The 24,489-nt window shown below is 40.5% G+C and carries 22 protein-coding genes; 9 read left to right on the forward strand and 13 right to left on the reverse strand.

The window, feature by feature from the left end; genetic code table 11:
* Positions 1 to 80 precede the first annotated feature (80 nt).
* Positions 81 to 668, reverse strand: a complete 588-nt coding sequence (locus ACFI4Z_RS05400) for a TetR/AcrR family transcriptional regulator (RefSeq protein ID WP_462669674.1) — start codon at positions 666 to 668, stop codon at positions 81 to 83.
* 109 nt (positions 669 to 777) lie between these two features.
* On the opposite strand from ACFI4Z_RS05400, the gene ACFI4Z_RS05405 reads away from it, so the two are divergent.
* Entirely contained in the window at positions 778 to 1,320 is a 543-nt protein-coding gene (locus ACFI4Z_RS05405) for a carboxymuconolactone decarboxylase family protein (protein ID WP_462669675.1), read from the forward strand.
* Positions 1,321 to 1,364: 44 nt separating this feature from the next.
* Here ACFI4Z_RS05405 and ACFI4Z_RS05410 read toward each other — a convergent pair whose 3' ends face one another.
* Positions 1,365 to 1,895 carry a hypothetical protein gene (locus ACFI4Z_RS05410; RefSeq protein WP_462669676.1) on the reverse strand — a complete coding sequence of 177 codons (531 nt, stop codon included), beginning with the start codon at positions 1,893 to 1,895 and terminating at the stop codon, positions 1,365 to 1,367.
* Positions 1,896 to 1,939: 44 nt separating this feature from the next.
* Between ACFI4Z_RS05410 and ACFI4Z_RS05415 the strand changes: the two genes are divergently transcribed.
* Complete coding sequence (locus tag ACFI4Z_RS05415) at positions 1,940 to 2,299, forward strand: DUF1294 domain-containing protein (protein ID WP_462669677.1); 360 nt, start codon at positions 1,940 to 1,942, stop codon at positions 2,297 to 2,299.
* A 93-nt stretch (positions 2,300 to 2,392) separates the two neighbouring features.
* Positions 2,393 to 3,583 carry an iron-containing alcohol dehydrogenase gene (locus ACFI4Z_RS05420; protein ID WP_462669678.1) on the forward strand — a complete coding sequence of 397 codons (1,191 nt, stop codon included), beginning with the start codon at positions 2,393 to 2,395 and terminating at the stop codon, positions 3,581 to 3,583.
* A gap of 33 nt (positions 3,584 to 3,616) precedes the next feature.
* Here the strand turns inward: ACFI4Z_RS05420 and ACFI4Z_RS05425 are convergent, their stop codons facing one another.
* From ACFI4Z_RS05425 to soxR, 3 genes are all read right to left on the reverse strand, one after another.
* Positions 3,617 to 4,702 carry a rhomboid family intramembrane serine protease gene (locus ACFI4Z_RS05425; protein WP_462669679.1) on the reverse strand — a complete coding sequence of 362 codons (1,086 nt, stop codon included), beginning with the start codon at positions 4,700 to 4,702 and terminating at the stop codon, positions 3,617 to 3,619.
* A complete protein-coding gene (locus ACFI4Z_RS05430; RefSeq protein WP_462669680.1) occupies positions 4,692 to 5,309 on the reverse strand; it encodes a hypothetical protein in 618 nt (205 codons plus the stop codon). Before ACFI4Z_RS05430 ends, ACFI4Z_RS05425 begins: the two co-directional genes overlap by 11 nt.
* Before the next feature lie 177 nt (positions 5,310 to 5,486).
* A complete protein-coding gene (soxR, locus tag ACFI4Z_RS05435) occupies positions 5,487 to 5,951 on the reverse strand; it encodes a redox-sensitive transcriptional activator SoxR (protein ID WP_058561550.1) in 465 nt (154 codons plus the stop codon).
* A gap of 96 nt (positions 5,952 to 6,047) precedes the next feature.
* On the opposite strand from soxR, the gene ACFI4Z_RS05440 reads away from it, so the two are divergent.
* Genes ACFI4Z_RS05440 through ACFI4Z_RS05450 form a run of 3 tightly spaced genes read left to right on the forward strand, consistent with a single transcriptional unit; the run spans position 6,048 to position 7,686 of the window.
* Positions 6,048 to 6,512: a flavodoxin family protein gene (locus ACFI4Z_RS05440; RefSeq protein ID WP_462669681.1), complete on the forward strand. Its 465-nt coding sequence runs from the start codon at positions 6,048 to 6,050 to the stop codon at positions 6,510 to 6,512.
* A 50-nt stretch (positions 6,513 to 6,562) separates the two neighbouring features.
* A complete protein-coding gene (locus ACFI4Z_RS05445) occupies positions 6,563 to 7,087 on the forward strand; it encodes a DsrE family protein (protein WP_462669682.1) in 525 nt (174 codons plus the stop codon).
* Positions 7,087 to 7,686, forward strand: a complete 600-nt coding sequence (locus ACFI4Z_RS05450; RefSeq protein ID WP_462669683.1) for an SGNH/GDSL hydrolase family protein — start codon at positions 7,087 to 7,089, stop codon at positions 7,684 to 7,686. The genes ACFI4Z_RS05445 and ACFI4Z_RS05450 overlap by 1 nt, the downstream gene beginning before the upstream one ends.
* Here the strand turns inward: ACFI4Z_RS05450 and ACFI4Z_RS05455 are convergent.
* Both ACFI4Z_RS05455 and ACFI4Z_RS05460 read right to left on the reverse strand, forming a co-directional pair.
* The gene (locus ACFI4Z_RS05455) at positions 7,683 to 8,390 is read right to left on the reverse strand and encodes a LytR/AlgR family response regulator transcription factor (protein ID WP_462669684.1); all 708 of its coding nucleotides are present in this window, start codon (positions 8,388 to 8,390) and stop codon (positions 7,683 to 7,685) included. The two genes, ACFI4Z_RS05450 and ACFI4Z_RS05455, sit on opposite strands and share 4 nt — an antisense overlap.
* Positions 8,354 to 9,862, reverse strand: coding sequence for a sensor histidine kinase (locus ACFI4Z_RS05460; protein ID WP_462669685.1), 1,509 nt, complete (start codon positions 9,860 to 9,862; stop codon positions 8,354 to 8,356). The genes ACFI4Z_RS05455 and ACFI4Z_RS05460 overlap by 37 nt, the downstream gene beginning before the upstream one ends.
* 226 nt (positions 9,863 to 10,088) lie before the next feature.
* Here ACFI4Z_RS05460 and ACFI4Z_RS05465 point away from each other — a divergent pair, with 226 nt between their 5' ends.
* Together ACFI4Z_RS05465 and ACFI4Z_RS05470 are read left to right on the forward strand one after the other, a co-directional pair.
* Positions 10,089 to 10,961 carry an ABC transporter ATP-binding protein gene (locus ACFI4Z_RS05465; protein WP_462669686.1) on the forward strand — a complete coding sequence of 291 codons (873 nt, stop codon included), beginning with the start codon at positions 10,089 to 10,091 and terminating at the stop codon, positions 10,959 to 10,961.
* The gene (locus tag ACFI4Z_RS05470; RefSeq protein WP_462669687.1) at positions 10,952 to 14,107 is read left to right on the forward strand and encodes a M1 family aminopeptidase; all 3,156 of its coding nucleotides are present in this window, start codon (positions 10,952 to 10,954) and stop codon (positions 14,105 to 14,107) included. Before ACFI4Z_RS05465 ends, ACFI4Z_RS05470 begins: the two co-directional genes overlap by 10 nt.
* Before the next feature lie 42 nt (positions 14,108 to 14,149).
* Here the strand turns inward: ACFI4Z_RS05470 and ACFI4Z_RS05475 are convergent, their stop codons facing one another.
* The 5 genes from ACFI4Z_RS05475 to ACFI4Z_RS05495 all read right to left on the reverse strand — a co-directional run bounded on the left by ACFI4Z_RS05475 (position 14,150) and on the right by ACFI4Z_RS05495 (position 21,220).
* Positions 14,150 to 14,608 carry an ankyrin repeat domain-containing protein gene (locus ACFI4Z_RS05475; protein ID WP_462669758.1) on the reverse strand — a complete coding sequence of 153 codons (459 nt, stop codon included), beginning with the start codon at positions 14,606 to 14,608 and terminating at the stop codon, positions 14,150 to 14,152.
* A gap of 102 nt (positions 14,609 to 14,710) precedes the next feature.
* A complete protein-coding gene (locus ACFI4Z_RS05480; RefSeq protein WP_462669688.1) occupies positions 14,711 to 16,249 on the reverse strand; it encodes a catalase in 1,539 nt (512 codons plus the stop codon).
* Between the two features lie 178 nt (positions 16,250 to 16,427).
* Positions 16,428 to 17,378, reverse strand: coding sequence for a carbohydrate kinase family protein (locus ACFI4Z_RS05485; protein WP_462669689.1), 951 nt, complete (start codon positions 17,376 to 17,378; stop codon positions 16,428 to 16,430).
* A 60-nt stretch (positions 17,379 to 17,438) separates the two neighbouring features.
* On the reverse strand, positions 17,439 to 19,835 hold the full coding sequence (locus tag ACFI4Z_RS05490; RefSeq protein ID WP_462669690.1) for a TonB-dependent siderophore receptor: 2,397 nt from the start codon (positions 19,833 to 19,835) through the stop codon (positions 17,439 to 17,441).
* Between the two features lie 164 nt (positions 19,836 to 19,999).
* Positions 20,000 to 21,220, reverse strand: coding sequence for an MFS transporter (locus tag ACFI4Z_RS05495; protein ID WP_462669691.1), 1,221 nt, complete (start codon positions 21,218 to 21,220; stop codon positions 20,000 to 20,002).
* A 176-nt stretch (positions 21,221 to 21,396) separates the two neighbouring features.
* Between ACFI4Z_RS05495 and gtfA the strand changes: the two genes are divergently transcribed.
* Complete coding sequence (gtfA, locus tag ACFI4Z_RS05500; RefSeq protein WP_462669692.1) at positions 21,397 to 22,875, forward strand: sucrose phosphorylase; 1,479 nt, start codon at positions 21,397 to 21,399, stop codon at positions 22,873 to 22,875.
* Positions 22,876 to 23,066: 191 nt separating this feature from the next.
* Here gtfA and ACFI4Z_RS05505 read toward each other — a convergent pair whose 3' ends face one another.
* A complete protein-coding gene (locus ACFI4Z_RS05505; RefSeq protein WP_462669693.1) occupies positions 23,067 to 24,098 on the reverse strand; it encodes a LacI family DNA-binding transcriptional regulator in 1,032 nt (343 codons plus the stop codon).
* Between the last annotated feature and the right edge of the window lie 391 nt (positions 24,099 to 24,489).

Here is a 24,489-nt window from a genome sequence, read left to right on the forward strand (position 1 = left end):
TACAGGCTGGGCTTGATTTTCTCAGTTTGAATAAGCGTATTATCTTGAATTAATAATTATTTATTGTGCCACTATTGCTCTCACAGTTGTTTGAGTGAGACAAACATCTGATCAATTAACGTTGTTGCCAGTGGTTGAGTATTTGGGCGATTTAAATAGCTACGTAATCCGGTAAATTGTATTTGAAAATAACGAGCATATTCTAGTGCGCTCAGGTGTGTACCAAGCTCATTTTGGTGTTGTGCTTGTGTAAAGAGTGCCGTTAAAAAAACCTCGAATTCATTGGCTAAGTCAACACTCAGTACCTTTAATGCCGGTTCATTTTGCGTAAATTCGTTATTTGCTTTTACTAACATACATAACCTACTCGGGGCGCAATCAGCGTCTTCAATAAGTACTCTTGTGACAAAGCTTGCTAAACCGTCTAGTACGGAATTGTGTTGATTAATTGCTTGCGACAGTTGGCCTTCCATTAATTGTGCATAGTCTTTGAGTGCCTCGCAATACAACCCTTCTTTAGAGCCAAACGCAGCATAGATGCTGCCGGGGCGCATGTTCGTTGCATTTTGTAAGTCACGTGTAGAGGTTGCATTAAAGCCTTTTTGCCAAAACAATTGACCCGCAGTTCGCACCACTTCATTACGTTCGAACTTTAATTTGTTAGCCATATTGAAAACCTATTTTGAACACTTGCTCAATTTTAACTTGAGCGACCGCTCAAAATCAAATAGTATGCCTATGAACTTTCATAAACACTTTATTATTTGGAGTATTAACATGGCAGAATTTACATTACACACAGAGCAAACGGCACCTGAGGCGTCAAAACCACTTATTGCTAATTCTAAAGCTGCATTTGGCATGCTACCAAACTTGCATGCTGTGATGGCAGAGGCACCCACTTTGCTTGAAGGTTATCAAGTGCTGCATACGTTGTTTCAAAACACGTCATTCAACGCTGAGGAATTAACTGTTGTGTGGCAAACGATTAACGTTGAACATCATTGTCACTATTGCGTGCCAGCACACAGTGCAATTGCAGCAAGTATGAATGTTGACCCAGCAATTGTGGATGCGCTGGTTAATAACACACCACTGGCAGATAAAAAGTTAGACACATTACGTGAAACAACATTAGCGATGACGAAAAATCGCGGTGTTATTAGTGATGAGCAAATAGACGCCTTTTTTGCTGTGGGTTACGCACAACAGCAATTGCTAGAGATTGTGGTGGGTTTATCACAAAAAGTGATGAGCAATTATACTAACCACCTTGCAAAAACGCCGATTGATACGCCTTTTAAAGCGTTTGTTAAATGATTTAACAGCGTACGCAGATTATGCTCTGCGTACGCTGCAATCGTTTACTTAAACTGCACTTTTTTATTACTGCGACCATAAACCCGTTGATCAGGTTTAGTCCACTCGCCTTTTTTTAAGTATGAGGTGAGCACTGTGAACTTGTCGTCTTTGTATTCGCTGGTAGATTTAACTTTGGTGATGCCCTCTTTTGAACCCGTGACTGTTTCATACGCAACAAACTTGGTGTCAGAGAGCACATTCATTGTGCCTTTAGTGTAAAATCCTGCGGTAGTGAAATAGTAAAATACTAAAGACTGCTCTTTACTGTCCCAAAAGATCATTGACTCGCCGCCATACATGCCTTCATTAATTGAATGCGACGTACGAATTGCCATGCCGTTTAAGGCTCGCTCCCACTTACTTACATCTTGAATGGGGGGCTTACCTTTTTCTACTTCAAAGTCAGCTTGCCATGTACCTAGGTAGGGCGCAAAAACTTGCAGTTCTTTAGCTAAGTTTTGATATTCATTTGCACTTACAGCAGGCGCTATAAAAAGTATTAGGGAGAGCAAAATTGTTTTTAAATATGACATAATTAACGCTAGTTATTATTAATTATTCTAGTATAGGTCACTGTGTGTTAATTAAAAAATTATTAATTTCTCTCTCGATGGTTTTTTTAGCTACGCTATTAGTTGGCAGCTTACTTGGTTACTGGCCCCATTTTATTATAGGTAGTTATGCGTTTATGAGCATGATTACGTTATTAGTTTATAAATGGGATAAGCGTTTAGCTACTAACCCGTCAACGCAAACAATGCGTGTTCCAGAGCGAAGCTTACACATTTTAGCCATACTGTGTGGCTGGCCTGGCGCACTCATTGCGCAACAGTGGTTTAGGCACAAATCAAAAAAACGATCGTTTATATTTGTTTTATGGGCCACTATTTTTATAAATAGTGGCCTACTTGGTTACCTTTATACCCAAATCAGCTGAATTCGGCATCTTGAGGTGGCTTGAGTATATCACTGGCAATATCGTTAAATTGATGCAATATTAAGCCTACAACTAACATGATAAGTTATTGATATGACATTTTTTTACCGCTGCTATCATTTTATTTTACAATGTATTATTACTTTGATTGGTATACCCAACCCGCGTTTGTACACAGGCTACAGTGGTTTTGAGCAATGGTTAAAAACATGGGATCAAAACGCGCCATTACTGGTTGTCAGTGATGAGACATTATTCAATTTAGGGGTGCTTGAGCATACGTTAGCATTGATTGATAAGCATAAAATACCATGGCATTTATACATTGATGTTTCGCCAAACCCAACCATTGATAATGTTGAAAATGGGTTATCTTTGTATCATGCAAAACAGTGTGCTGGCCTTGTTGCAATAGGTGGTGGATCTGTATTGGATTGCGCCAAAATGATTGCGGTGCGCTCCGTTAAGCCTAAAAAGTCAATCAAGCAACTAAAAGGCTTGTTTAAAGTCTTGAAAAAACTGCCCCCGCTTTGTGCGATTCCTACAACAGCAGGCACAGGCTCTGAAACTACGGTGGCGGCGGTTATAAATGATCCTAAGGCGCAAACAAAATATGCAATAACCGATTTTTGTTTAGTTCCCAGCGATGCAATTTTAATTGCCCCTTTGACTCAAAGTGTGCCTAATTTTATTACTGCCGCTACAGGGGTAGATGCGTTGACGCATGCCATTGAATCCTATATCGGTAAGATTGGCACAGACTTTAGTAATCAACAGGCATTGGCCGCGATTAAGCTGATCTTAAACAACCTCTCTACAGCCTATAATCAGGGTGATAATTTAGCGGCGCGAGAAAATATGTTACTGGCTTCTTTTTATGCAGGCCAAGCATTTACTCGCGCGTCGGTGGGTTATGTTCATGCAATTGCCCATCAGTTTGGTGCGCGTTATGGCACGGCACATGGCTTAGCCAATAGTGTATTGCTTATGCCTGTACTTAGGTTTTATGGTGAGAAAATTTTTCCTCAACTTGCAGACATCGCCGACTATTGTCAGTTAACGCAAGCAGGGCAAAGTACGCAAACTAAGGCTACAATATTACTCGATGCAATAGAGCAGTTGTTGTTAGCGCTAAATATTCCCAACACGCTTGCAGAAATACGCACCACGGATATTGCTGAAATTGCCGCCGTCGCGATGAAAGAAGCGCATCCAGACTACCCCGTACCGGCCTTTATGAATCATGCGCAATGTGAGGCAATTATTGAACAACTCACTGGATGAAAAAACAGCCTTCTTCTAAGAAGGCTGTAACGGTTAGCGTTTTAGCTGGGCGTGTGGTTGGTTTAACAGCACAATGATTGGGTTGCACTGATAGATTTTCGCTTTAAGTAAATAACCGATGATTAAGCCAATAATAAAACCACCCAGGTGAGCACCATAATCAATCCCGTCCGGTGCTGATAATATGCCAAATAGGTTGATACCTAACCAAATCACGAAGAACCACATTGCAGAGAGCTTTTTTTGATAAATAATGATCATAAACGTTAAGCTTGCGTGCCTAAACCACATTAAGTACATACCAAATAACCCTGCAATCGCACCACTCGCTCCGACGCTTGGCGTCGCTGAACCTGAATTAACAATAAAACTGGTAAATGATGCGCCTAATCCACATACTAAATACCACATTAAGAACCGTTTATGGCCTAATACGTCTTCAAGATTATCGCCAACGATATATAAAAAATACATATTACCGAGTAGGTGCAAAATTGAACCGTGTAAAAACACGCAGGTGAACAACGTCCATATCTGGTTGCCTTGCCCAACTTCACTTGGCTTCATCGCAAAGGCGTTGATGGCGGTAATCAACGTGTCAGTATTAAAGAAATATAATGCAAAAATAATAATATTGAGTGCGACGAGCCCCCGAGTGACCCAAGGTACATGTTTGGGTTTTACGTTATATTCAACGGGCATTTGAGTTAAAAATTGGAATAGGTATGTTTTCCAACTAATTTTTTTATTCAGCAGATCGAGGTTTGCTTTAAGTTCAGGGCTGTTTTTAACGCTGTCTAGTTGTGTTTTTTCTATCCAACTGCCATCGCAATGACGGCAAACGTCAATCTCGGTATGAAAGTCTTCGAGTAAATGAAAGCGCTCTAGGTTTTTATTGCAATCAGGGCAATCTAATTTTGATATGCCTAGAGATTTTCCAAAATGCGCTTCGTATTTTTCGCTGGTGGGTGTGTCACTGACTTCTGCAATCATACGATTCACTTCGTTCTTTTCAAACCAAAGCCCACCGCATTTTCGACAAATATCAATTTCTTCCCCTTGATAATGTGTTACCTCAAGAGCGACATTTTTGCAATGAGGACAAATTTTAGTGGCCATGATTTGTCTCCCTTAATGATCCTATTATAATGTCATTTTGTTTTAGTTCTTGCTGAAGCGCTGCAGCGCTCATCTTTAGTTGAGGTAACGTCTGTTGTTGGATTATGTCGGTTAGCTTATTTAGTTCAATAGCGGCTTGGCGGGCTGACATTTGGTGTTTTAAGGCGGCATTAATAATAAATTCAGCGCGGCTGTAAAAACGGCGGATTTGAGTTAAAAAAACACTGGGTGTTTCTAATGTTGTAGGCGAATATTGCATTGTTTGCCATATGTATTTTTCTAGGGAAGGGGTGTGATATTGCATTTCAGACAGTGGCGGGCTTTTAGATAAGCGCTGCGCATACGCGGCCACATTGATGGCGTTATCATTAACTTCATCATACAACGAACTGCGTAGATAAAAGTTGTCTTCCATCTTACTAAAGGTGTCAAATTTGAGAGCTTGTTCTAGCCCACTTTGCGCAGCAAGATAGACACCAAAAATTGTAGAAAGTACTAAAAACAGTTGGTTCAACCAAAAGCCTGTGCTTTTAAGTTCTTTGTTATCAACTGTTTTTAAAGCATGCGCCAATTTGGGCTTATTTTCCGCCTCATCAATGTGTTCCATAAATGTCCTTATTATAGCGTCCTTTTTGAGCGCGGTAGACTACGTTAATTTGTATAAATTAACAACAGCCTATGGCGTTTAATACCCTTTAATTTTATTTAAACGCAACTGCACTCAGTTGCTTAGCGCAGATAAGTGCTTTTATATAATATAACGTTGCCATGCGGGAATGATGCTTTAGGTGTCTTTTTCTAATAGCACTGCGCCACTTTGGTTTTCGCCAAGGTGATCGTCTTTATTGTAAATAGGGCATTTGTCCATTGATAAACAGCCACAGCCGATACAGCCATCAACGCGTTCGCGTAACCGCTGCATAAACGCAATGCGTTCATCGAGTTGCGTTTGCCATTGTTTTGACAGTGCTGACCAATCCTTTTTGGTGGGAGTGCGCTCGTCGGGTAATGTGGACAGCGTTTGCTTGACTTCCTCCAGCGTTATTCCCATCGCTTGGGCGGCTTTAATAACAGCAATACGGCGAAGCACATCAGGTTTATAACGCCGTTGATTACCGTTGTTACGCCAGCTGCGAATGAGCCCTTTAGTTTCGTAAAAGTGGAGGGTTGATACTTTGACACCACTGCGTTTGGCAACATAGCCCACGGTTAAATTGGCTTCAATTAATTTTTTTTGTAAAGCAGTCATTGTTTTCTTCGGTTAAAAAATTTATAAGTGCTTATTGACCTTAAGTTAACTTGAGGTTTTAAGCTTTGCTCCATCATAAAAAAAGGAGTGAACCCAATGCAAGAAAAATCAAACCACAATACAGTAATTATTTATTCAAGCGCACGTAAAGTGGGCAATACCAGCATGCAAGTTAACAATTACGTAGCCAAGCATGGTGGCCAAGGTTTTTGCCTTGATGACTTTGTTATTTCGCCTTATCGCTATGACAAAAACTACCCAGAAGATGATTTTTATAGGTTATTTGAGCAGCTACTTACCTTTGATCATTGGGTCATAGCGTCACCTATTTATTGGTATAACACTACGCCGCAAATGAAAGCGTTTATGGATAGAATTACTGATTACATGGACGACGAAACGTTAAAACCCAAACTGAGATCATTACGACAAAAACAGTTTTCACTCCTCTCTAATGCGGCATCACTTTCTGCTCCTGATGCATTTTTGGATATGTTTAAACATACATTTAATTATTTAGGGATGACGTTTAAGGCGCATTCCCATGTTCAGGCTAGTTAATTACTTTAAATAACGTTAGGGTAGGCTAAACCAAAATAAAAGGGTAACTTATGAAAACATCACTTCTAGGCTTTAGCCTTCTTTTAACTAGCTTTAGTAGTTTGGCGGCAGAGCCTGCGCCTGTTATTAAAGACTATGGTTATTTCTATAATGTACCTGAGCATAAATCTGATTTAAGCCAAGCGCAGTTTAAAATTGCCTTTGATGTAGGTGATGGCGCTAAAAAAGGCGCGCAAAATAATCATATCAACTCACTTGCTCGATTCATTAATATGCATGTTGCTCATGGCGTTAAGCCTGAAAACATTCAACTCGCGTTAGTGGTGCATGGTAGCGCAAGTGTTGATGTGATTGATAACAGTTTTTATAAAGCCCGGTTTGAAAAAGATAACAAAACCCAATCTTTGATCAAACAACTGCTTGCTAATAATACCCAGGTGTATGTGTGCGGGCAGTCGGCAATGCATATGAAAGTTTCATCTGAACAACTCATTCCTGGAGTGAAAATGGCGCTTTCAGCGATGACCGCTCACGCCCAGTTACAGCAACAAGGCTATACGTTGAATCCGTTTTAATGAATATCCTATGTTTTGGTGACTCTAATACCTTTGGTATTTCACCGGTTGATGGTAAACGTTTTTCTGAAAGTGAGCGTTGGCCTACTTTATTAAAGCAGCAGTTGAGCATAGACTTTGACGTTATTGAAGCGGGGCTGCCTAATCGCACCTTAGTGAATAATCCGCCATTTAGCGGCAATAAATCAGGCGTAAAATATTTAAAACCTTACCTTGAGGCACAGCCACTGGATGTCATTATCATTCAACTCGGTACCAATGATTTAAAAGCACGTTTTGAGCTGTCAGCTATCGAGATTGGCAAAGCGCTTGAGGAGTTAGTTTTAGCCATTAAAGCCTTTTATCAATGTAAAACATTACCAAAGATAATCATTGTAAGTCCGCCTAGGGTTCATGAGGTTGGTAGTTATAAAAGCATTTACGCAGGTGCAAGTAAAAAAGCTGAACAATTATCTATTGAATTCAAAGCCATCGCTGATCGCCAAGAATGTGTGTTTATCGATGGCTTTACACTTATTGATGCTTGTGAAAGTGAGGGGGTACATTGGCCTTATGAAGAACACAAACGGCTTGCAAAGCAGCTACTACCCTTATTTTAAAGCAGTGTACGCGAAAGCTCTTTATATGATTTGCCAATTTTAATTTTAGCCCCTGTTGTTAGTTCAACATATTCATGATTAACAGCAGTCACTTTGTTTTTATTAATTAAATACGATTTATGAATTTGTATAAATGTATCTGCTAGCTGTTCACTCAATTGCTTAAGTGTCGCTGTGACAAGGGTAAAAGAGTCAGCTTGGTGTAACTTTACATAATTACCGTAGGCTTCAAAATACTCAATTGTGTCTAACGCGAACTTGCGTTTTTCTCGGTCGACTTTAAGCGTTATATCTTTGGGCTTTTGGTCTAAAGGCTTGGCAGTGCGTTGACACACTTTGCTGAGGGCTTGCTTTAGTCTTTGCGCTGAAACGGGTTTGAGCAAGTAGTCTGTAACATTTAAATCAAAGCCAGCTAGGGCATATTCTTGATAGGCACTATTGATAATTACTTGCGGCGGATTAGCGAGCGCCTTTAATAGTTCGAGCCCTGTTAATTCTGGCATATTAATGTCAAGAAACACTAAATCAATACCTGGTTTGGCAAGCACACATAAGGCATCTTGAGCGCTATAGTATTGGCCTACCACATTTATATTAGTGTGTTCTGTTAAATGATGCAGCAGCACTTGGTGCGCCAATGGCTCGTCATCAACAATGATGGCTTTTATCATTTTTGCAGCTCCAAGGTCAGTGTTGTTTGCCATATTGCATCTTGCTTATGGGTTATTAGTGAATGTTTATTAGGGTATAAAAGTTGCAGTCGTTTTTGTAAATTAGCAAGCCCCATCCCTTGTTCTTTTTTGGCTACTCGAGCGGGTATTGGGTTGGCGCAATATAGCGTTAAAGTATTGTTATTTATTGCTATTTCAATTGATACATGTGTTTTGTCGCTCGCGGGTTCAACCCCATGTTTTATGGCGTTTTCGACAATAATAATCAATAGCAGCGGTGTGATTTTGAGGTCGTCACAATTGTGTGGCCAAACAAGGTTAAACTCACATTTATTTGCGCTTCTTATATTTTGTAATTCAATAAAGCTTTTAAGGTAGTCTAGCTCTTTTTCTAGAGGCACGGATGACTTTTGCCCTTCATACACTGTGTAGCGTAGTAGGTCAGCTAAATGTAGCACCAACTGTGGAGCTTGTTCTGATTTTGTCAGCGTAAGCGCATATAAGTTATTTAATGTATTAAATAAAAAATGAGGGTTCACTTGTTGTTGGAGTAATTTTAATTCGGTTTGAGTTTGCTGTTTAGCGACCTCATTTAACTTGCTTTGTTGCTGTTGACGCTCAAACGCTAAAATAATCGGTGTGCTTATAACAAGAAAAAGCAGCATAAACTGATAATTGTATTTGTTAAAAATCTCTTGGTTGCCACTTGGGGTTAGGTTTGGAATGTGAGCAGGTAAATTGTTTACAGGTAATGTAAGAACAGCAGCAATCAATAAAGGAGTCAGCACCGCGATTACAATGATACATGCAGCAACAAAGGTAAACACACCATGGGTAGCAAGCAAGTGACGAATAAGCAGGTAGCGGTTCAATAAGTATAAGCCATAAAGTATTGCAACATACACGCTAAGTTGCCAAAAATAAGTCATAAATTGGCTAAATTGGGAGATTATTTTACTTGGCTCAATTATCAATTCGAATGGCTGATTTAGGAAAGGGTTTTCATGTGTGTTGAGTACCCCAGCCATGATGAAAGACCAGCAAAAGAGGAGTATTAAAACTACATTATCTAACGATATTAATGAGCTATACCAGTTACTGATGAATGACTTGTGGTTTGCTGTGGTGCACTGAGATAGCAGCCAAATGCTACTTGCTCCAGTGCATAAAACCCACCCTTGCAGTCCAAGGTGTTGCCAATGGGCAAATTGTGGAAACAGCACATTGAGCGCGTATATCAAGATAGGGTAAGCAATAAAACCTAACAGCCAGCTCATTAAGGCCAGCCTTAAAGAGTGCTTAAATGCTATTACGTGGGCGATTAAAAAAGGCAGGCATACTAAAAGAAGCTGCGTATTTATTTGTAAATAATGCGCCGTTGAGCTGAGCCTTAACGATAGAAAGCGAATATGGGCTTCAAGCAAAATTGCAGCCAATAGAGGCAGTAATGCAATAACATATTTTACCTTAATTCGTTGTGATAAAAAGGAAATAACCGCTTGCACATTTCACCTAACTATAATTTTAACTTCACATCACTTTACCTTTTAAATATCAATAACACATCTTTACACAGCTAAAAAACCTCAAATAATGATGAAAGTAAGGTTTTTAATGATGAGTAGCCAATTTTTCCTCTTATCCCTTATTTTTTGGCTTTGATCATTACTTGCTAGCTGTTTTGTTAGGTGTTGCTTAATGTGGCTATTCGTCAATTAAGGAGCGCAATAGATGCTGACACTTACAAATATAAATAAAAAATACGCAGATGGTACGCACGCATTAAATGATGTGAATATTCGCTTGCCTGCTGGCATGGTTGGTTTACTTGGTCCAAATGGGGCGGGTAAGTCAAGCTTAATGCGCACCCTTGCGTGTTTGCAAAGCGTTGATAATGGTCATGTAGGTTTTGACGGTATAGATGTGTTGCAACATCCCGAACAGATGCGTAAACAGCTGGGCTATTTACCGCAACAATTTGGCGTCTATCCAAATATGAGTTGTATTGCATTACTGGAACATATTGCAATTTTAAAAGGACTCAATAAAAAAGACCGAAAGCAGCAAATAAGTGAGCTTCTGGCACTGTTAAATTTATCTTCGTTTGCCAACAAAAACGTGAGCCACTTTTCGGGTGGGATGAAACAACGCTTTGGTATTGCACAAGCGTTGCTTGGCTCCCCTAAACTGATTATCTTAGATGAACCAACCGCAGGGCTCGACCCTGCTGAGCGTGAAAGCCTTAACAATTTATTGGTGACCATTAGTAAACAACGCCTAGTGCTGTTATCGACCCACATTGTAGAAGACATAGAAAATCAATGTCACTTCGTTGCAATGATTAACCAAGGCCAGTTAATTCAAAGTGGTGAAGTGGCCGCTCTTATCAATCCATTGCATGGATGTGTATGGCTGCTAGACACCCTGCCAAGTGAACTACCGAAAGAGAGTTTGGTACTAAGCAAAAGTTATCGATATGGCAAACCTTTATTTCGTGTTTATGCAAAAGCGCCCCCCGCTGAAAGTGCAGTACCCGCTGAACCAACACTGCAAGATAGCTATTTTTATGAATTGAAAGCACGAGGGTGTCACGCATGTTATTGATCAATGAGCTTCGCTTTATCATTCGTCAGCCATTGCTTTGGCTGTGCTTTTTAGCTGCGCCTTTATTTGCGTATACATTGTCAGCAGGGTTAGCTGTTGACGGGAGTGATGCGATAAACCAATTAAAGCTGCACCTAGTTGCACTACAAATGATGCAACTTGCTTTACTGACAGGTGCGCTTGCACCGACATTTTTTTTACGTGATCAAATACACGATATGCACGAGCTTGTGGCTGCGACACCTGTTACGTTAAAACAACGCGCACTGCTACGTTTAAGCGCTTTGGTGCTGTGTGTGTTTGTGATTGCGTTTATTAGTATGCTGGTGATGGTTGTAACACAGTTGTTCAGTAAAGGGTTTGACTGGCAAATTATAAATCTATTGGTTGTTAATAGCTTTTTTGTGCTGTTTCCAAATACGTGTTTGCTCAGTGTAATTGCATTTTGGTTTTGTCAAAAGTTCAACAGTGCTTTGGTGAATTATGTGGCATTTGCCGCTTTGTGGATTGGCTATTTATTGCTTGCTAGTGTTACTGGTAATCCTATATTGGCGGGCAGTAGTATTATCAGTGAAACCAGTTATCAACTGTTTATATGGTTAGACCCTTTCGCATACACTGCAATTATAGCTAGTTTTATTGAGCCTCAAGGCTGGATTGTCGCTGTTAATCGGGTGCTGATCTTATTACTCACAAGTCTTATTTGTTTTAGTGCTGTAGCAAGTAATGGGTCTAACTCGTTTAGTAAGCCAGCAAAAAGTAAAGTGAGCAAGCTACAATCCGTTACAGTAGCAAATGACTCGTACCGACCTGTGGCTGCAAAAAATCATGGACTAGCGATATTTATCACGTTCTATAAAGTAGCGTTTTTCAATGTATTAAAGCATCCAATAACATTAATAATTTTATTAGCTTGGCCGGCCATGGTGTTTAATAATGTAGCCTCTTCTGCTGCTTATGCTGAGCCATTGAGTGTAATAAATTCAACCAGCATTGATGCTATTAGCCACTATGCATTTGATATGCAAATATTGTTTGGGTGTTTACTGACGGTGCTTTGGAGCTGGCAAATAACTTGTTATGCAAAGCGCTTTAATATGGCTGAGCTAATTGCTGCAACGCCTATCAAAACGGTCACTATCTTATATAGCCAATTACTCGCATTGACTACTCTAGTTATTATTTTTTCAACGATGAGCTTTGTGGGCGCTTCCTTAGCGCAGTGGTTTATCGATAGTCAATATAACGCGTACGACCATGTATATATTTTGTGTTTAATGGCACTGCCCTTAATGCTAATTGGCTGGGTAACGGTGTGTGTATTTAATATTTGTCGTTCAACACTGGTAGCTGGAGCAATCATTTTTGTGATGCTGTTGCTAAAATTTACACCCGTTATGACTTATTTAGGCCTCACCCACACATTTTGGAGCCTAGCTTGGACGCCATTACAGCCGCCGAGTGAATTTTGGGGCTATCGGGCGAGTATTAGCAGTTATTGGCCTTATATGCAGGTGTGGTTATTGGCCTGTATAAGTTTTATATTGCTAACGTGTGTATTTAGTCACCGCGGTACGGGGCTTGATAGGCGCGCAGTTGTGCGAAAAGATGCCTGGCTAATAATGCCAGTATTGCTCTGCGTTGGCTTATTTGTGCAATTACACCTACGTTTAGTTAATGAAAAGCCCCTCACCAATTCACATAAACGTGAAGCCTTTAAAGCCAATTATGAAAAGAGCTTTACTGATTGGCAGCATAAGTTGCAGCCTCAAGTTAGCCATATTGATGCAAAAATTGGTTTTTACCCGCATCAGCAGTTTGCTAAGTTTGATCTGACTTACACCTTAAAAAATCTTCACCCAACAGCTATTAAGCAAATTTTAGTGGGCAGAGCAGGGTTTTATAAATGGGCGAATGTGAAGATTGACGGTGCGACCCAAATTGCGTTTTACCCTGACTTAAATCAAGCCGTTTATGAGTTTGATATAGCATTAAAACCGCATGAAACTCGACAATTAACCACAGAGTTTGAGATTCATCAAGCAACACTGTGGCCTGCTGGTGGGCATCAAATAATTACGCCTGAATTTAGTTATATTCGCGCGGTTCCTGCGTTGCCAACCATTGGATATCAAGTCAACTATGAGCTAACCGACACACATTTGCGCGCTCAATATGGTTTGCAACAAAAGGGACGGCCTTTAGCTTCTGTGTTATTTAATGAGCAGCAAAAACTGTCTGAACACTACGAGCGCATAACGATGTCGAGCACAATATCAACGGCAGCGGGGTATCAAGTTGTGACACAGGGCAAGCAAATTGCACATCAACATGAACAGGGCCGTGAGATATTTGAGTTTAAGACATTGACTGCAATTAATAATTTACCAGCTTGGCTGTCTGTGCCTTTTACTACTGAATCTAAAAAGCATGACGGTGTTACTTTACACGTATTTGCAAAAAAACAAGAGCTGATTGAGCGTTCAGATGCAATTGCCGTTAATTTTCAAGCGATGATAGACACACTTGATTGGTTTAAAAATAATATTGTTGCTTACAAACCAAAGCAATTGAGCTTAATTGCGGCCCCACCTTTTGGGGGCACAGGGTATGCCTTACCCCAAATAATATTAATTGAAGATACCGTTGGTTTTAGGGCTAGGCCAAGCGATGATGCCGGTTTTGATCAGCGTTATCGCCGTGCAATCCATGAAACCGCGCATCAATGGTTTGGCCACGATATTGGCAATAGTGTGCCTGCTGACAGTGCCTTTTTAATTGAATCGATGGCAAAATATATCGAGTTGGTGGTCATAGAAAAACACTACGGCAAAGCGGCTATGAACGCTTTAGTCGATTATGAAACACAGCGATACGAGCAAGCATCACGTATGGACATTACCGCCAAAATGGCGTTAATTGATTCAACAAAAAACTATGATCAATACTCAAAAGCCACTATCGCATTTGCAAAATTAAGGAAAGAAATAGGCGATGAAGCAATAATTAAGGCACTTAACTCCGTATGGGAAAATCATGCTTATCCTAATAGCCCCGCAACTGCTATGGACTTTATTCGGGCACTGAAACAGCAGGTTTCAGAGCAAGATAAGAAATTAATAAATGAGCTGTTTTTAAATATTTAAGCAAACCCCCAGCAAAGCCCTGTCATTCCCCTGCAGGGCTTTTTACTGTTTTGGCTTTATTGAATCTAGTAACTCAAGCACCTTCTCTTGACCAAATGTTTGTGCAAATTGCTCGGCTGTTTGCCCTGCTTTATTTGTATGTTCAGTATCGCAATCAAGACTTACTAAGGTGTTGGCAATACTAAATTCACCTCTAAAAATAGCTGCCATGAGTGAGGTGTTACCGCGGTTGTCTTCAAGGCATGCATTAGCGCCTAAATTTAATAATGAATCGACCGTGTTTTTGTGACCATGGTAGGTAGCAATCATTAATGCTGTATAGCCTTTATTGTTATAACTATCAATTGGGATACCAGCAGTTACGAATTGTTCAATAACTTGTTCATCACCTGTACGGGCTGCTGCAAAATAATAGCCAAGTAAATTGTCGTATTGTGATTGTGCGTCAGTGTTTGGCGATTGATCTGCTTGTGCTTGCAGGCTAAAAATGGCAATAACCATAATTAATAGTTTACGCATAAGTTTGCCCTTCAAAAAAGTGTCCTTTAAAAAAGAGGAAGGCGAGCCTTCCTCATCAAGGTTGGGAGTTGTGTTAATGAATAATTAAAGCTTTGCGGCCAGTTGCTTAACCATTTTCAGATCGCCATTTACGGCTTTGGTTAAACGTGTGCCATAGTTGCTATCCGCTTTGTAAAAGTGGCTGAGCATTTTGTGCTTCACAACGCTGTTATGTACTTTACCTAAATCACCGGCAAGGTTATTAATGAGGTTAGTACGCTCTTGCTTGCTAAAGCCACGGTATAGCACACCTGCTTGGGCAAAATTTTGCTGCTTTTTAATCGCTGCTTGTTGAACATAGCCTTTAAGCTCGGTTTGGCTTCTACGGGCAATAGGGTTTTCAGCCACATTTTCGTGACTTGGTTGATAGTTCACATTGCTAGTGGTATTGCCATAGTTCATTGCGCCGTCTTGGTTGTAATTTACAACATCCACTTTGCTGCGGTTAATGGGCAGTTGCTGGTGGTTAGCACCTAGACGATACATTTGGGTATCAGAGTACGAAAATACACGCCCTTGCAATAAGCGGTCTTCAGACGGCTCAATACCCGGAATAATATTACCTGGCGCCATCGCTACTTGTTCAGTGGATTGGAAAAAGTTAGTCGGCATACGGTTTAGTGTCAGTGTACCGACTTTTGTTTCCTCAACGTTTAGCCACATTTTGGTTGCATCTAACGGGTTGTAATCAAAGTCATCAAGCTGTGATGGCTTAAGGGTTTTAATGTACAGATCCCATTTCGGGAAGTTACCTTTGCCTATCTCTTGATAGAAATCGCGCGTTAAGTGTTGAAAATCTTGACTTTGCACCTTAGCGACTTCTTTGCTATCTAGATTATCGATTCCTTGCTGACTGACCCAATGAAACTTAACGTATTTAACGTCCCCTGATTGGTTTATCATTTTGTATGCGTGTACACCCCACCCATCCATTTTACGAAGGCTTGCTGGCGTGCCGTAATCGCTGTATACCCACGTTAGCATATGGGTTGAGCCTGGTTCATACGAGAAAAAGTCAAAAAAGCGATTTGGATCTTGAATGTTATCCACCGGTGATGGCTTTAGAGAGTGCACCATATCTGGGAATTTAATGGCATCACGAATAAAGAACACGGGTAAGTTATTACCCACTAAATCCCAATTTCCTTGTTCGGTATAAAATTTAGTTGCAAACCCGCGTGGGTCACGTAATGTCTCAGGGCTACCTTTAGAGTGAATAACGGAAGAGAAACGCACGAACACTTCAGTCTCTTTGCCTGCTTCACTAAACGGCGCCGCAATCGTTAAATCATCTAACTCTTTGCTAGCAACAAACACTCCATGTGCGCCAGTCCCGCGGGCATGTACAACACGTTCAGGAATACGTTCGCGGGCAAAGCGTTGTAGCTTTTGAATTAACTGCACATCTTCAAGTAACACGCTGCCGTGTTCACCTGCGGTAATCGAGTTTTGGTTATCGCCTACTGGTGCACCGTTGTCTTTGGTTAATGTTGTGCTAGCACTGGTTGGAAGCGTGATGGCTAATGCAAGCGCACTCAGTGTGAGCGCTGGTTTATTTTTAATTTTGTTAAATTGAGTATTCATAGTCGACCTCATGTATTTTAGCGCTTGCGTCTTGCAAGCTTTAAACTGAGCTCAGTGTATGGAATAGCAGTTGTTCGGTAAAATTGATTGTTTAGATTAGTGTGATTTGTATTTTGAATGTATGACTATAAGGATTGTGTAAATAAAAAGGCCTCAGTAGGCCTTTTTAGGTAAAAACTTAGTCGATTAAAGTCTGCTTAGATGGTAGTGCAGGGAAAGCACCTTTGATTAAGCAGGCTTTTGAGCCACATTTGAGGCCAAAGTTAAGCGCCTCTTTCACATAGTGACTGCTGTTTAACTTTTCAGTTAATTCAAGTTCTGTATGGGTATGGTTTAAGTGATAGAGCACGCCTGCAATAAAGGCATCGCCAGCACAGGTGGTATCTATAGGCTCAATTAAGGGGGCTGCTTGTTCGATAACAAATGTTTGGTGGTAGACTTTAGCAGGGTTAGCACCGTCAGTTAAAAAGATCAAAGTGACGCCTTCATCTAACAGTAACTGAGTGTATTCTAATGGCGAAATAGCCGCTTGCTTGGCTAAAAACGTTAATTCATCATGAGACAATTTAACAACATCACAAAAGCGATAACAAGCAAACACACGCTCTGCTATACCAGCGGTATCTGACCATAAACTATAACGTAAATTGACATCAAAACTCACTAATATATTGTGAGTGTTGGCGGCCTGTAATACGCTTAATGTTGTCGTGTTAATATTATCGTGAGTCAATGTGTTAGAACAAAAATGAAATGTACTTAACGCTGACCAGTTTATTCTATCTATATGCGCTTTAGTGACTAACAAGTCTGCAGTGTTATGACGATAAAAATTAAAACTGCGTTCACCCACCTCATCAAGGCTGACGATAACAAGGGCTGTTTGTGCCTCTTCGATTGTAAATAAATACTCGGTATTGACTTGGTAATGTTCGAGTGAGCGTCGCAATTGGCTCGCAAAATGATCATTACCCATGCCACCACAAAAATAAGCGTCACCACCTAACTTTTGATACCCAACAGCCACATTTGCAGGTGCTCCGCCTGGGATGGGTGTATAAGCGCTGTTTGCGTTATCAGCTGGCAACATATCAATAAGTAGTTCGCCAAAGCTCAATAATTTATTCATAGTAAAACCTTAAAAAGCCCAGCAAGTGCTGGGCGACAAACAAAGGGAGGGTTTGTTTAATTAGTTAAACAAGTACTTTAAGGTTAATGACGTTGTACGACCATTGATGGCACGGGCACGAATAATATTATTATCTGGCACGCTGCCTTCTTCTGCTTCAGTAATACCTACAGTATCGAATAGGTTATTAACGTTAAAAGCAAGGTTGAGGTTTTCAGATAAATCGTAGCTTACAAAACCATTAACTTGTGTGTAACCGTCAAACTTAAGATCGTTATTATCTTGAGCATACGCATCTGTGGTGCCAATAAAGCTCAGGCCAGCAGAGCCTTTGTTAAAGTTGTAACGTGCCATCAATGAATAAATAAAGTCTGCTTGGCGGCGTGGGGTATTGCCCACAACCTCAGGTGTTAGCGCATCTTTTGCGATTTCAGCATCTGTCCAGGTAAAGTTACCGCGAAAATCCCATGAATCGAGGAAGTAAGTTGATTCAAGCTCAATCCCTTTTGCTTCATACTCTCGGTCAAAGAATTTTTGTGACGTAGCCTCGAAGTTCTGCTCTTCTGTTTCAGCGTAAAATGCGGTCGCGAATACTGACAATGAATCAAAACGCTTTTTAACACCAAACTCGTATTGATTTACTTCATCTACCGCATCTTCATCAGCAACAGACCCGTCCGCTTGGACTTTACCAAATAGTAAGCGGTCAGCATTGGCGCGGCCACCTTGGCTAATACGTGCAAATGCAGCAAGGCTTGGGTCTATTTGATAATTAGCACCGACAGAATAAGAGGTGTAGCTCCAGTCGTAATCAACTATACTTGGATTGCTGATATCAATACTGGCAACATTTTGTTCTGGAATTGAAATCGCGCCATCGCGATTCATATCAACGGTTGATGTTACAGCGCCAGCATACGTACCGCGTGCTTCACCACTGTCATAACGTGCGCTGGCATCAATGCTGACATCACCAAGCTTGGTTGAAAATGCAACATAAGGAGCGCGGGTTTCGTAATCAGTGTCGTAGTTACGTTGGCAACAATTACCCCAAAAAGGTGTGCCGTAGGCATATAATCCGCTGTCAGAATAACTATCGCCATTTTGTGCGAATACATCAAGTAGCGCCGCATTATCGCCTTTTAACTCCATTAAATATGAGTTCCAAAGCCATGACATGCTTATGGTTTGACTTGATGCGTAATAACCAAGGGTTACACTGGTATCTTCGCTGAGTTCTTTGGTTAGCTTTAAGTCATTGACGATTGAGCCAAAGTCATTCATGGTGACATCAAAGGTATGAATACGCATCGCAAGGTCGTCGGTAAAGGCTTGTCCTTTTGAACCGCCCGTTGCGTAGTTTAATGTTGCACCACTGCCTGCAATACTTGCGGCAATATCACCTGCATTACCAACTTCTGCGGGGATCAAAGAAGTAAAGTTACCGCTGACTGATGATTTTCTAAAGCGGTTTTCAATACGCCAATCGTTATCTAAATCAAACACGGCTTCAAAACCAACTGCATCCACTTGGGGGTTCATACCGTTGCGCATATCGCCGCGGCTAATTTGGTTATTGCCATCCAAGCGAGTGGTAGATAAGAACTGTGCTGAATGTGGTGTGTCAGTTTGTGCATCAAACCCTTTAATTGAGCTGCCATCAGCGTACATTGGCATGGGTAAATAGCCAATGCTTTGGTCATCTAAATGTTTGTAGTAAAGACGTACATAACCAGCATCGAACTCTTTAGTAATATTCGCTTTTATTTGGCCACCTTTGTTAGCTGTATAACCTGCTTCGCGAGGCCCTTCGCCTTGGCGAATAAAACCACCTACATGAAAGCGTACACTGTCGTTTAAGTAAGTACCGTATTCAAAATCAGTACGTAACGAGTCATAATCAAGTCCAATTGTGGTCGCAACAGAGCCTGATTCTTCTTCACCCGTTTTTGAAATAATATTAATAATACCGCCAGGGGCATCGCTGGCTGCAGTAGAGGCTGAACCGCCACGAATTGACTCAACAGTTTGTACTGTGCTGTCTAAACGCATAAAAATATCGGCATTGCCGAACGCAACATCACCAAATTGCATGATAGGAAGGCCATCTTCTTGGAGTTGCAAGAACTTTGCTCCACCTGAAGCAACCGGTAAGCCACGTACCGCGATATTTGCATTGCCTTCACCGCCTGTAGATTCAGAGCGAACACCCGGAATTATTCTAAATGCTTCTGCTGTTGAGCGTGGGGTTGCAACTTGAATTTCATTCAGTGAAACACTGCTAACTGAAACACTCGATGCCATGATACTTGTGCGTCTTGGTACACCTGTTACGACAATGGTTTCAAGGCCTTTTTTAGCTTGTTCAGTTTGCTGTGCTTCTTCGGCGTAAATACCTTGGCTTACTGCTAATGCAAGCGAGCTGAGTAAATAGAGTGATGTGTTAAGTGTTGTCATAGTATGCCTCGTTGATTACCTATCAGTAGGTTTGTCATTTTACTTAATCGATTAAGTAAAAATAACAAACTTTTTACATTAAGCAACTTTTTTTTATATTAAAGTGTATGTTTTTTGCACGCGCATTGTTTTTAAAGAATTTTTTTTGCACAAAATTAACCATGTTACGCACCCGTTTGTTGTAAAGCTGCGCTTGAAGGGTCTTTAAAATAGTTATAAACCATAGCTAAAAAGAGTAATACTGCAAAGCCTGTGGCAAGTATAAAACCGTATCTCACATGGCCAAACATATCACTGATCATACCCATAAACAGGGGCGCTAAAGCTGCAGAGAGGGCAGTAAAAAATAGTATTACGCCCGCAACTGCACCGTGTTGTTGCACTGCAAAGCATGAAATACCCTTAGAGTTAAGCGTCGGGTAGACCATTGACATGAATAACCCTGACAATGGCAGTAATACTACTGCAGTATTAACCCCACCAATAAGTGTACCGACATAACACAAGGCAATACCAAAGCTTAGCCAAACCATAACGCTTTGCCAGCTAAAGCGATTCAGTAACCACACAGCAAGAAAGCGCCCGGCTGCGCGTAGTATAAAGAAAATAGTCAGCGCATAGGTCGCCAATAATGTCCACGACCCGGTGTAGTCTGCCAGTAGTGTTGGCATCCAGACATATATAGCCACTTCGGTAGCAACATATAACGCAATCGCCAATGAGAACCCTAATGCATATGGGTTTTTAACCATTTTCAAGGTGGTCGCAAAAGAGGTTGTTTGCGTGGTGGTTTTAACAACGGGCGGATAGTCTGCTCGCCAAGCGAGAACCGCAAGAACTAAGCACATAATACCAGCGATAATGTAAAGGTAAGTCCAACTGACTTGCTGAGTTAATAAAAAGCTGACGATAGCCGGGCCAACAATTGCGCCAATACCAAAGAATCCTTCAACTTTATTCATGGTTTTAGTGTGTTCGTTGTTACTTTGCGAAATATCACCCAGTAGTGCTAGTGCACCTGTTTTAAATAAGCCGATTGCTAACCCTATTAGGCATAACAGTAAAACAAAAATTATGAAGCTACTGCTTACTGCAAATAAAAAGCAGCTTACAGAGAAGATAAGCAGTCCTAACATGATTGTTTGTTTTCGACCAAAACTGTCTGCTAAAAAGCCAAGGAATAAGCCGCTTAGCGCTATTAAAGCCATAGGAGCATAATGAAATGCACTGGCTTGAGTCATGGTTAAATCAAATTCTTTAATAAGTTCAGGAATGATCATGCCAACGGCGTCTGAGGTCATAGCAAACATAAAAAACATCATATATGTTAACCAGCGTATGTGTTGCAATGAAGTATTGCTAACGAGAGTGTGTGTGTTGTTCATCTTTATATCCTCGCCAGGTGACTAAGCATTTTTATAATTAACTCAATAGATTAATCAATAAATAGTAGTTTAATCACGCCGCCTTATGTATCAAAGTTGTAAAAACTTCTTGTAAAAATTGGTTTCCTAGTTAAAGATATATCTTAATCGATTAAGAATCAACTTGGTATTTACACATGATGAAGAATAACGTTCAACTGATTACATATGCAGATCGTATCACTGGTGAAGGTATAAATGAGTTAACAAAACTTATTAATGGCCCGCTTAAAAATGTGTTTGGGGGCGTGCACTTACTCCCTTTTTACAACCCAATTGATGGCAGTGATGCTGGCTTTGATCCTATTGATCACAGCGCCGTTGATGAACGCATTGGTACTTGGCAAGACATAAATACGCTAGGTAAAGAGTATGATTTAATGGCCGATCTCATCGTAAACCATGTCTCTGCTCAATCGTTTCAATTCAGTGATGTGTTAAAATTGGGAGAAGAGTCCACTTATTGGGATTTATTTTTAACAAAAGACGATGTTTTCCCAATGGGCATGAGCAATGCAGAGCAAGAGGCTATTTACCGCCCACGCCCAGGTAGCTGCTTTACGCCAATAACCTGTGGTAATAATAAAACATATGATTTTTGGACCACCTTCACTGACAATCAAATTGATATTAATGTTAAATCTGATGCGGGTGTTGAATATTTAAACAACGTACTGACTAAGTTTGCAGAAAATAACGTCAACATTATTCGCCTTGATGCAGCCGGTTACGCCATAAAAGAAGCAGGAACTAACTGCTTTATGCTTGATAAAACCTTCGACTACCTAGATAAGCTTTCTGCCCAAGCAAATGATTTAGGTATGGAAACCATTGCAGAGATACACAGCCACTATCAAACGCAGGTTGAAGTCGCGAAGCGGGTCAACATGGTTTATGACTTTGCATTACCACCGCTAATTTTACACAGCTTGTTTACCAACAATAGTGATGCTTTGGTTAAGTGGTTAAATATTTCACCTAGAAATTGTTTAACTGTTCTGGATACTCACGATGGTATCGGCATTATTGATGCGGGTCCTATGGGTGACAAAGCAGGGCTTTTGGATGAAAATCAAATAGATAACTTGGTTGAGACAATTCATACAAATAGCGACAATCAAAGCCGTCAGGCTACAGGAGCAGCTGCGAGCAATGTAGACTTGTACCAAGTTAATTGCACGTACTATAACGCCCTAGGTGCCAGTGATTTCGATTACCTAATTGCTAGGGCTATTCAATTTTTTGCACCAGGTGTGCCACAAGTTTACTACGGTGGTTTGTTTGCTTGCGAAAACGACATGGCATTACTGGCAAGCTCTAATGTTGGTCGCGATATTAACCGCCCATATTTAAATGCAGAGATAATAACTCAATCACTTGAAAAACCTGTTGTGAAGGGGCTGTTAAAATTAATTGCAATACGTAATACACACCCTGCATTTGCGGGTGAATTTAGCGTTCATGGCGCAGTGGGAACATGCAATTTAAAATGGCAACTCGATGATGAGGCTATCGAATTAAGTGTTAACTTTACTCAAAGGCATATCGAGATAATTGAATACACACTATATGATAAAACAGTAACGCAGCTGAGTGACTTTCTTAAAAATGACTGATTTCTCAGGTTAAAATGTGTTGACCTAATGGCGGTTTATAAAATAGTTGACCGCCTAGGTTACGTGAGTTATCGGCCACTTAAAGCAAATAATCACGCCACATGGGCGCTGAATTGCAGAAATACCAAACAGACTGCTGAAAATTCAACCTGAAAACCTCAACAGGCTCGAATGTATTAATTGTGCGCTTATTAGCCACTTTCACCTAATTGGAGTTGATAGTTAATAAGCGCTTTTTTCTTCTCTTTAGTGATGAATAGCTGGGCTGCCAACGCGCCTTTTTCCTCACTATTTTGGTGGATTGTGGTGAGCGTTGGGACAAAACGTTTAGCTTCATCAATGCCATCAAAACCAACAATGCGAATATCTTGCGGAATATTTAGGCCGATAGTTAATGCTTCTCGCATTGCAGCTAGTGCGATTAAATCACTCATGCACAGTAATACTTCGGGCCGTGGTGAAATTGATAGAGCTTCTTTTGCAGCGATTGATGCAAAACGTTCACTACTTTCTGGTATATTCCAAATGCGATCTTCCCCAATGGTGATATCTTGTTCTGTGAGGGCTTTTTGATAGCCGCGTAATCGTTGGTGCGCAATAGATTGTCCCGCTTCACATTCGTGATGTTCATATACGCGGCAAAGTACGTTTTCATCTAATAGGCGAAGGCCTAAAATAGCCACATTATCAGTTTTATTTTGCAGTGTATGCATGGCTACTTCGTAGCTTGCTTGTTCGTTGTCAATATTAACTGAGGCGTCACGGTCTATATCAAAGTCTACAGTAACAACGTGTTTAGGCACCGTTTTGAGTTGTTCTACCAAAAGCGGATTTCGTGGTCGACCATAGCAAATAAAGCCATCAACAAAATCAACAACACTGTTTAAGTTATCGTTGTTACCAGAAAACAATAATAAGTTACTGCCGTTTTTTTCAAGCACAGAGGCAACACCTCGCATAAAGCTGCTTGCTACCGGATCAGACACCATATATTCAACACTATCTGGCAACACCATTGCGATGATATTAAATTTACCGCGGCGAAGTGATTGAGCAGCTTTATTAGGACCGAAATATCCCAGCTCTTTGCACGCCGCTAAAATTGATTCTCTGCGATTTTTTGATAATTGATCTGGGCGGTTAAACGCATTTGACACTGTGGCATTTGAAACACCTAATTCTTTTGCAATACTTTTTAGTGTCCAATGGTTTTTTGTACTCATATAACCTACTCAAGCGAGGATGTTGATTGAAAGAGTAAATTACCATATCTGGCTTTAAATCAAAGTGCTAATTTTATAAAAGAGTCGTTGTAAGTCGCTTCTTTTAACGATTGCACGTGTAAACAAACTGCTGTCTCTAATAACCCATGCAGTATTAAGCAGGGTATGCTAAGCGGAGCCTTTTTGTGTGGGCCTATTTTGGAGAGCCTGATATTCAGCTTTGCTAAATAGTGCTTAATCTTAATAAAAACAAACCCAAAAGGATTGATTTTAATTTTTTTATTAAAACCAATATATTATTATTCGTTAATTTTATATAAAATATATTGTATACAATGATAATTAAATGTTACAAACTGTACCTCAACAACCCGTTCTAGATTGAGAACAC

Source organism: Pseudoalteromonas sp. RWi3, from assembly GCF_054960735.1.

Coding starts and splice junctions, on each gene's coding strand:
- ACFI4Z_RS05485 (WP_462669689.1), bottom strand. CDS start 17,378: ATGAATAAATTATTGAGCTTTGGCGAACTACTTATTGATATGTTGCCA.
- ACFI4Z_RS05505 (WP_462669693.1), bottom strand. CDS start 24,098: ATGAGTACAAAAAACCATTGGACACTAAAAAGTATTGCAAAAGAATTA.
- ACFI4Z_RS05490 (WP_462669690.1), bottom strand. CDS start 19,835: ATGACAACACTTAACACATCACTCTATTTACTCAGCTCGCTTGCATTA.
- ACFI4Z_RS05450 (WP_462669683.1), top strand. CDS start 7,087: ATGAATATCCTATGTTTTGGTGACTCTAATACCTTTGGTATTTCACCG.
- gtfA (WP_462669692.1), top strand. CDS start 21,397: ATGATGAAGAATAACGTTCAACTGATTACATATGCAGATCGTATCACT.
- ACFI4Z_RS05480 (WP_462669688.1), bottom strand. CDS start 16,249: ATGAATACTCAATTTAACAAAATTAAAAATAAACCAGCGCTCACACTG.
- ACFI4Z_RS05430 (WP_462669680.1), bottom strand. CDS start 5,309: ATGGAACACATTGATGAGGCGGAAAATAAGCCCAAATTGGCGCATGCT.
- ACFI4Z_RS05475 (WP_462669758.1), bottom strand. CDS start 14,608: ATGGTTATTGCCATTTTTAGCCTGCAAGCACAAGCAGATCAATCGCCA.
- ACFI4Z_RS05410 (WP_462669676.1), bottom strand. CDS start 1,895: ATGTCATATTTAAAAACAATTTTGCTCTCCCTAATACTTTTTATAGCG.
- ACFI4Z_RS05465 (WP_462669686.1), top strand. CDS start 10,089: ATGCTGACACTTACAAATATAAATAAAAAATACGCAGATGGTACGCAC.
- ACFI4Z_RS05440 (WP_462669681.1), top strand. CDS start 6,048: ATGCAAGAAAAATCAAACCACAATACAGTAATTATTTATTCAAGCGCA.
- ACFI4Z_RS05400 (WP_462669674.1), bottom strand. CDS start 668: ATGGCTAACAAATTAAAGTTCGAACGTAATGAAGTGGTGCGAACTGCG.
- ACFI4Z_RS05405 (WP_462669675.1), top strand. CDS start 778: ATGGCAGAATTTACATTACACACAGAGCAAACGGCACCTGAGGCGTCA.
- ACFI4Z_RS05455 (WP_462669684.1), bottom strand. CDS start 8,390: ATGGCAAACAACACTGACCTTGGAGCTGCAAAAATGATAAAAGCCATC.
- ACFI4Z_RS05420 (WP_462669678.1), top strand. CDS start 2,393: ATGACATTTTTTTACCGCTGCTATCATTTTATTTTACAATGTATTATT.
- ACFI4Z_RS05445 (WP_462669682.1), top strand. CDS start 6,563: ATGAAAACATCACTTCTAGGCTTTAGCCTTCTTTTAACTAGCTTTAGT.
- ACFI4Z_RS05425 (WP_462669679.1), bottom strand. CDS start 4,702: ATGGCCACTAAAATTTGTCCTCATTGCAAAAATGTCGCTCTTGAGGTA.
- ACFI4Z_RS05470 (WP_462669687.1), top strand. CDS start 10,952: ATGTTATTGATCAATGAGCTTCGCTTTATCATTCGTCAGCCATTGCTT.
- ACFI4Z_RS05495 (WP_462669691.1), bottom strand. CDS start 21,220: ATGAACAACACACACACTCTCGTTAGCAATACTTCATTGCAACACATA.
- soxR (WP_058561550.1), bottom strand. CDS start 5,951: ATGACTGCTTTACAAAAAAAATTAATTGAAGCCAATTTAACCGTGGGC.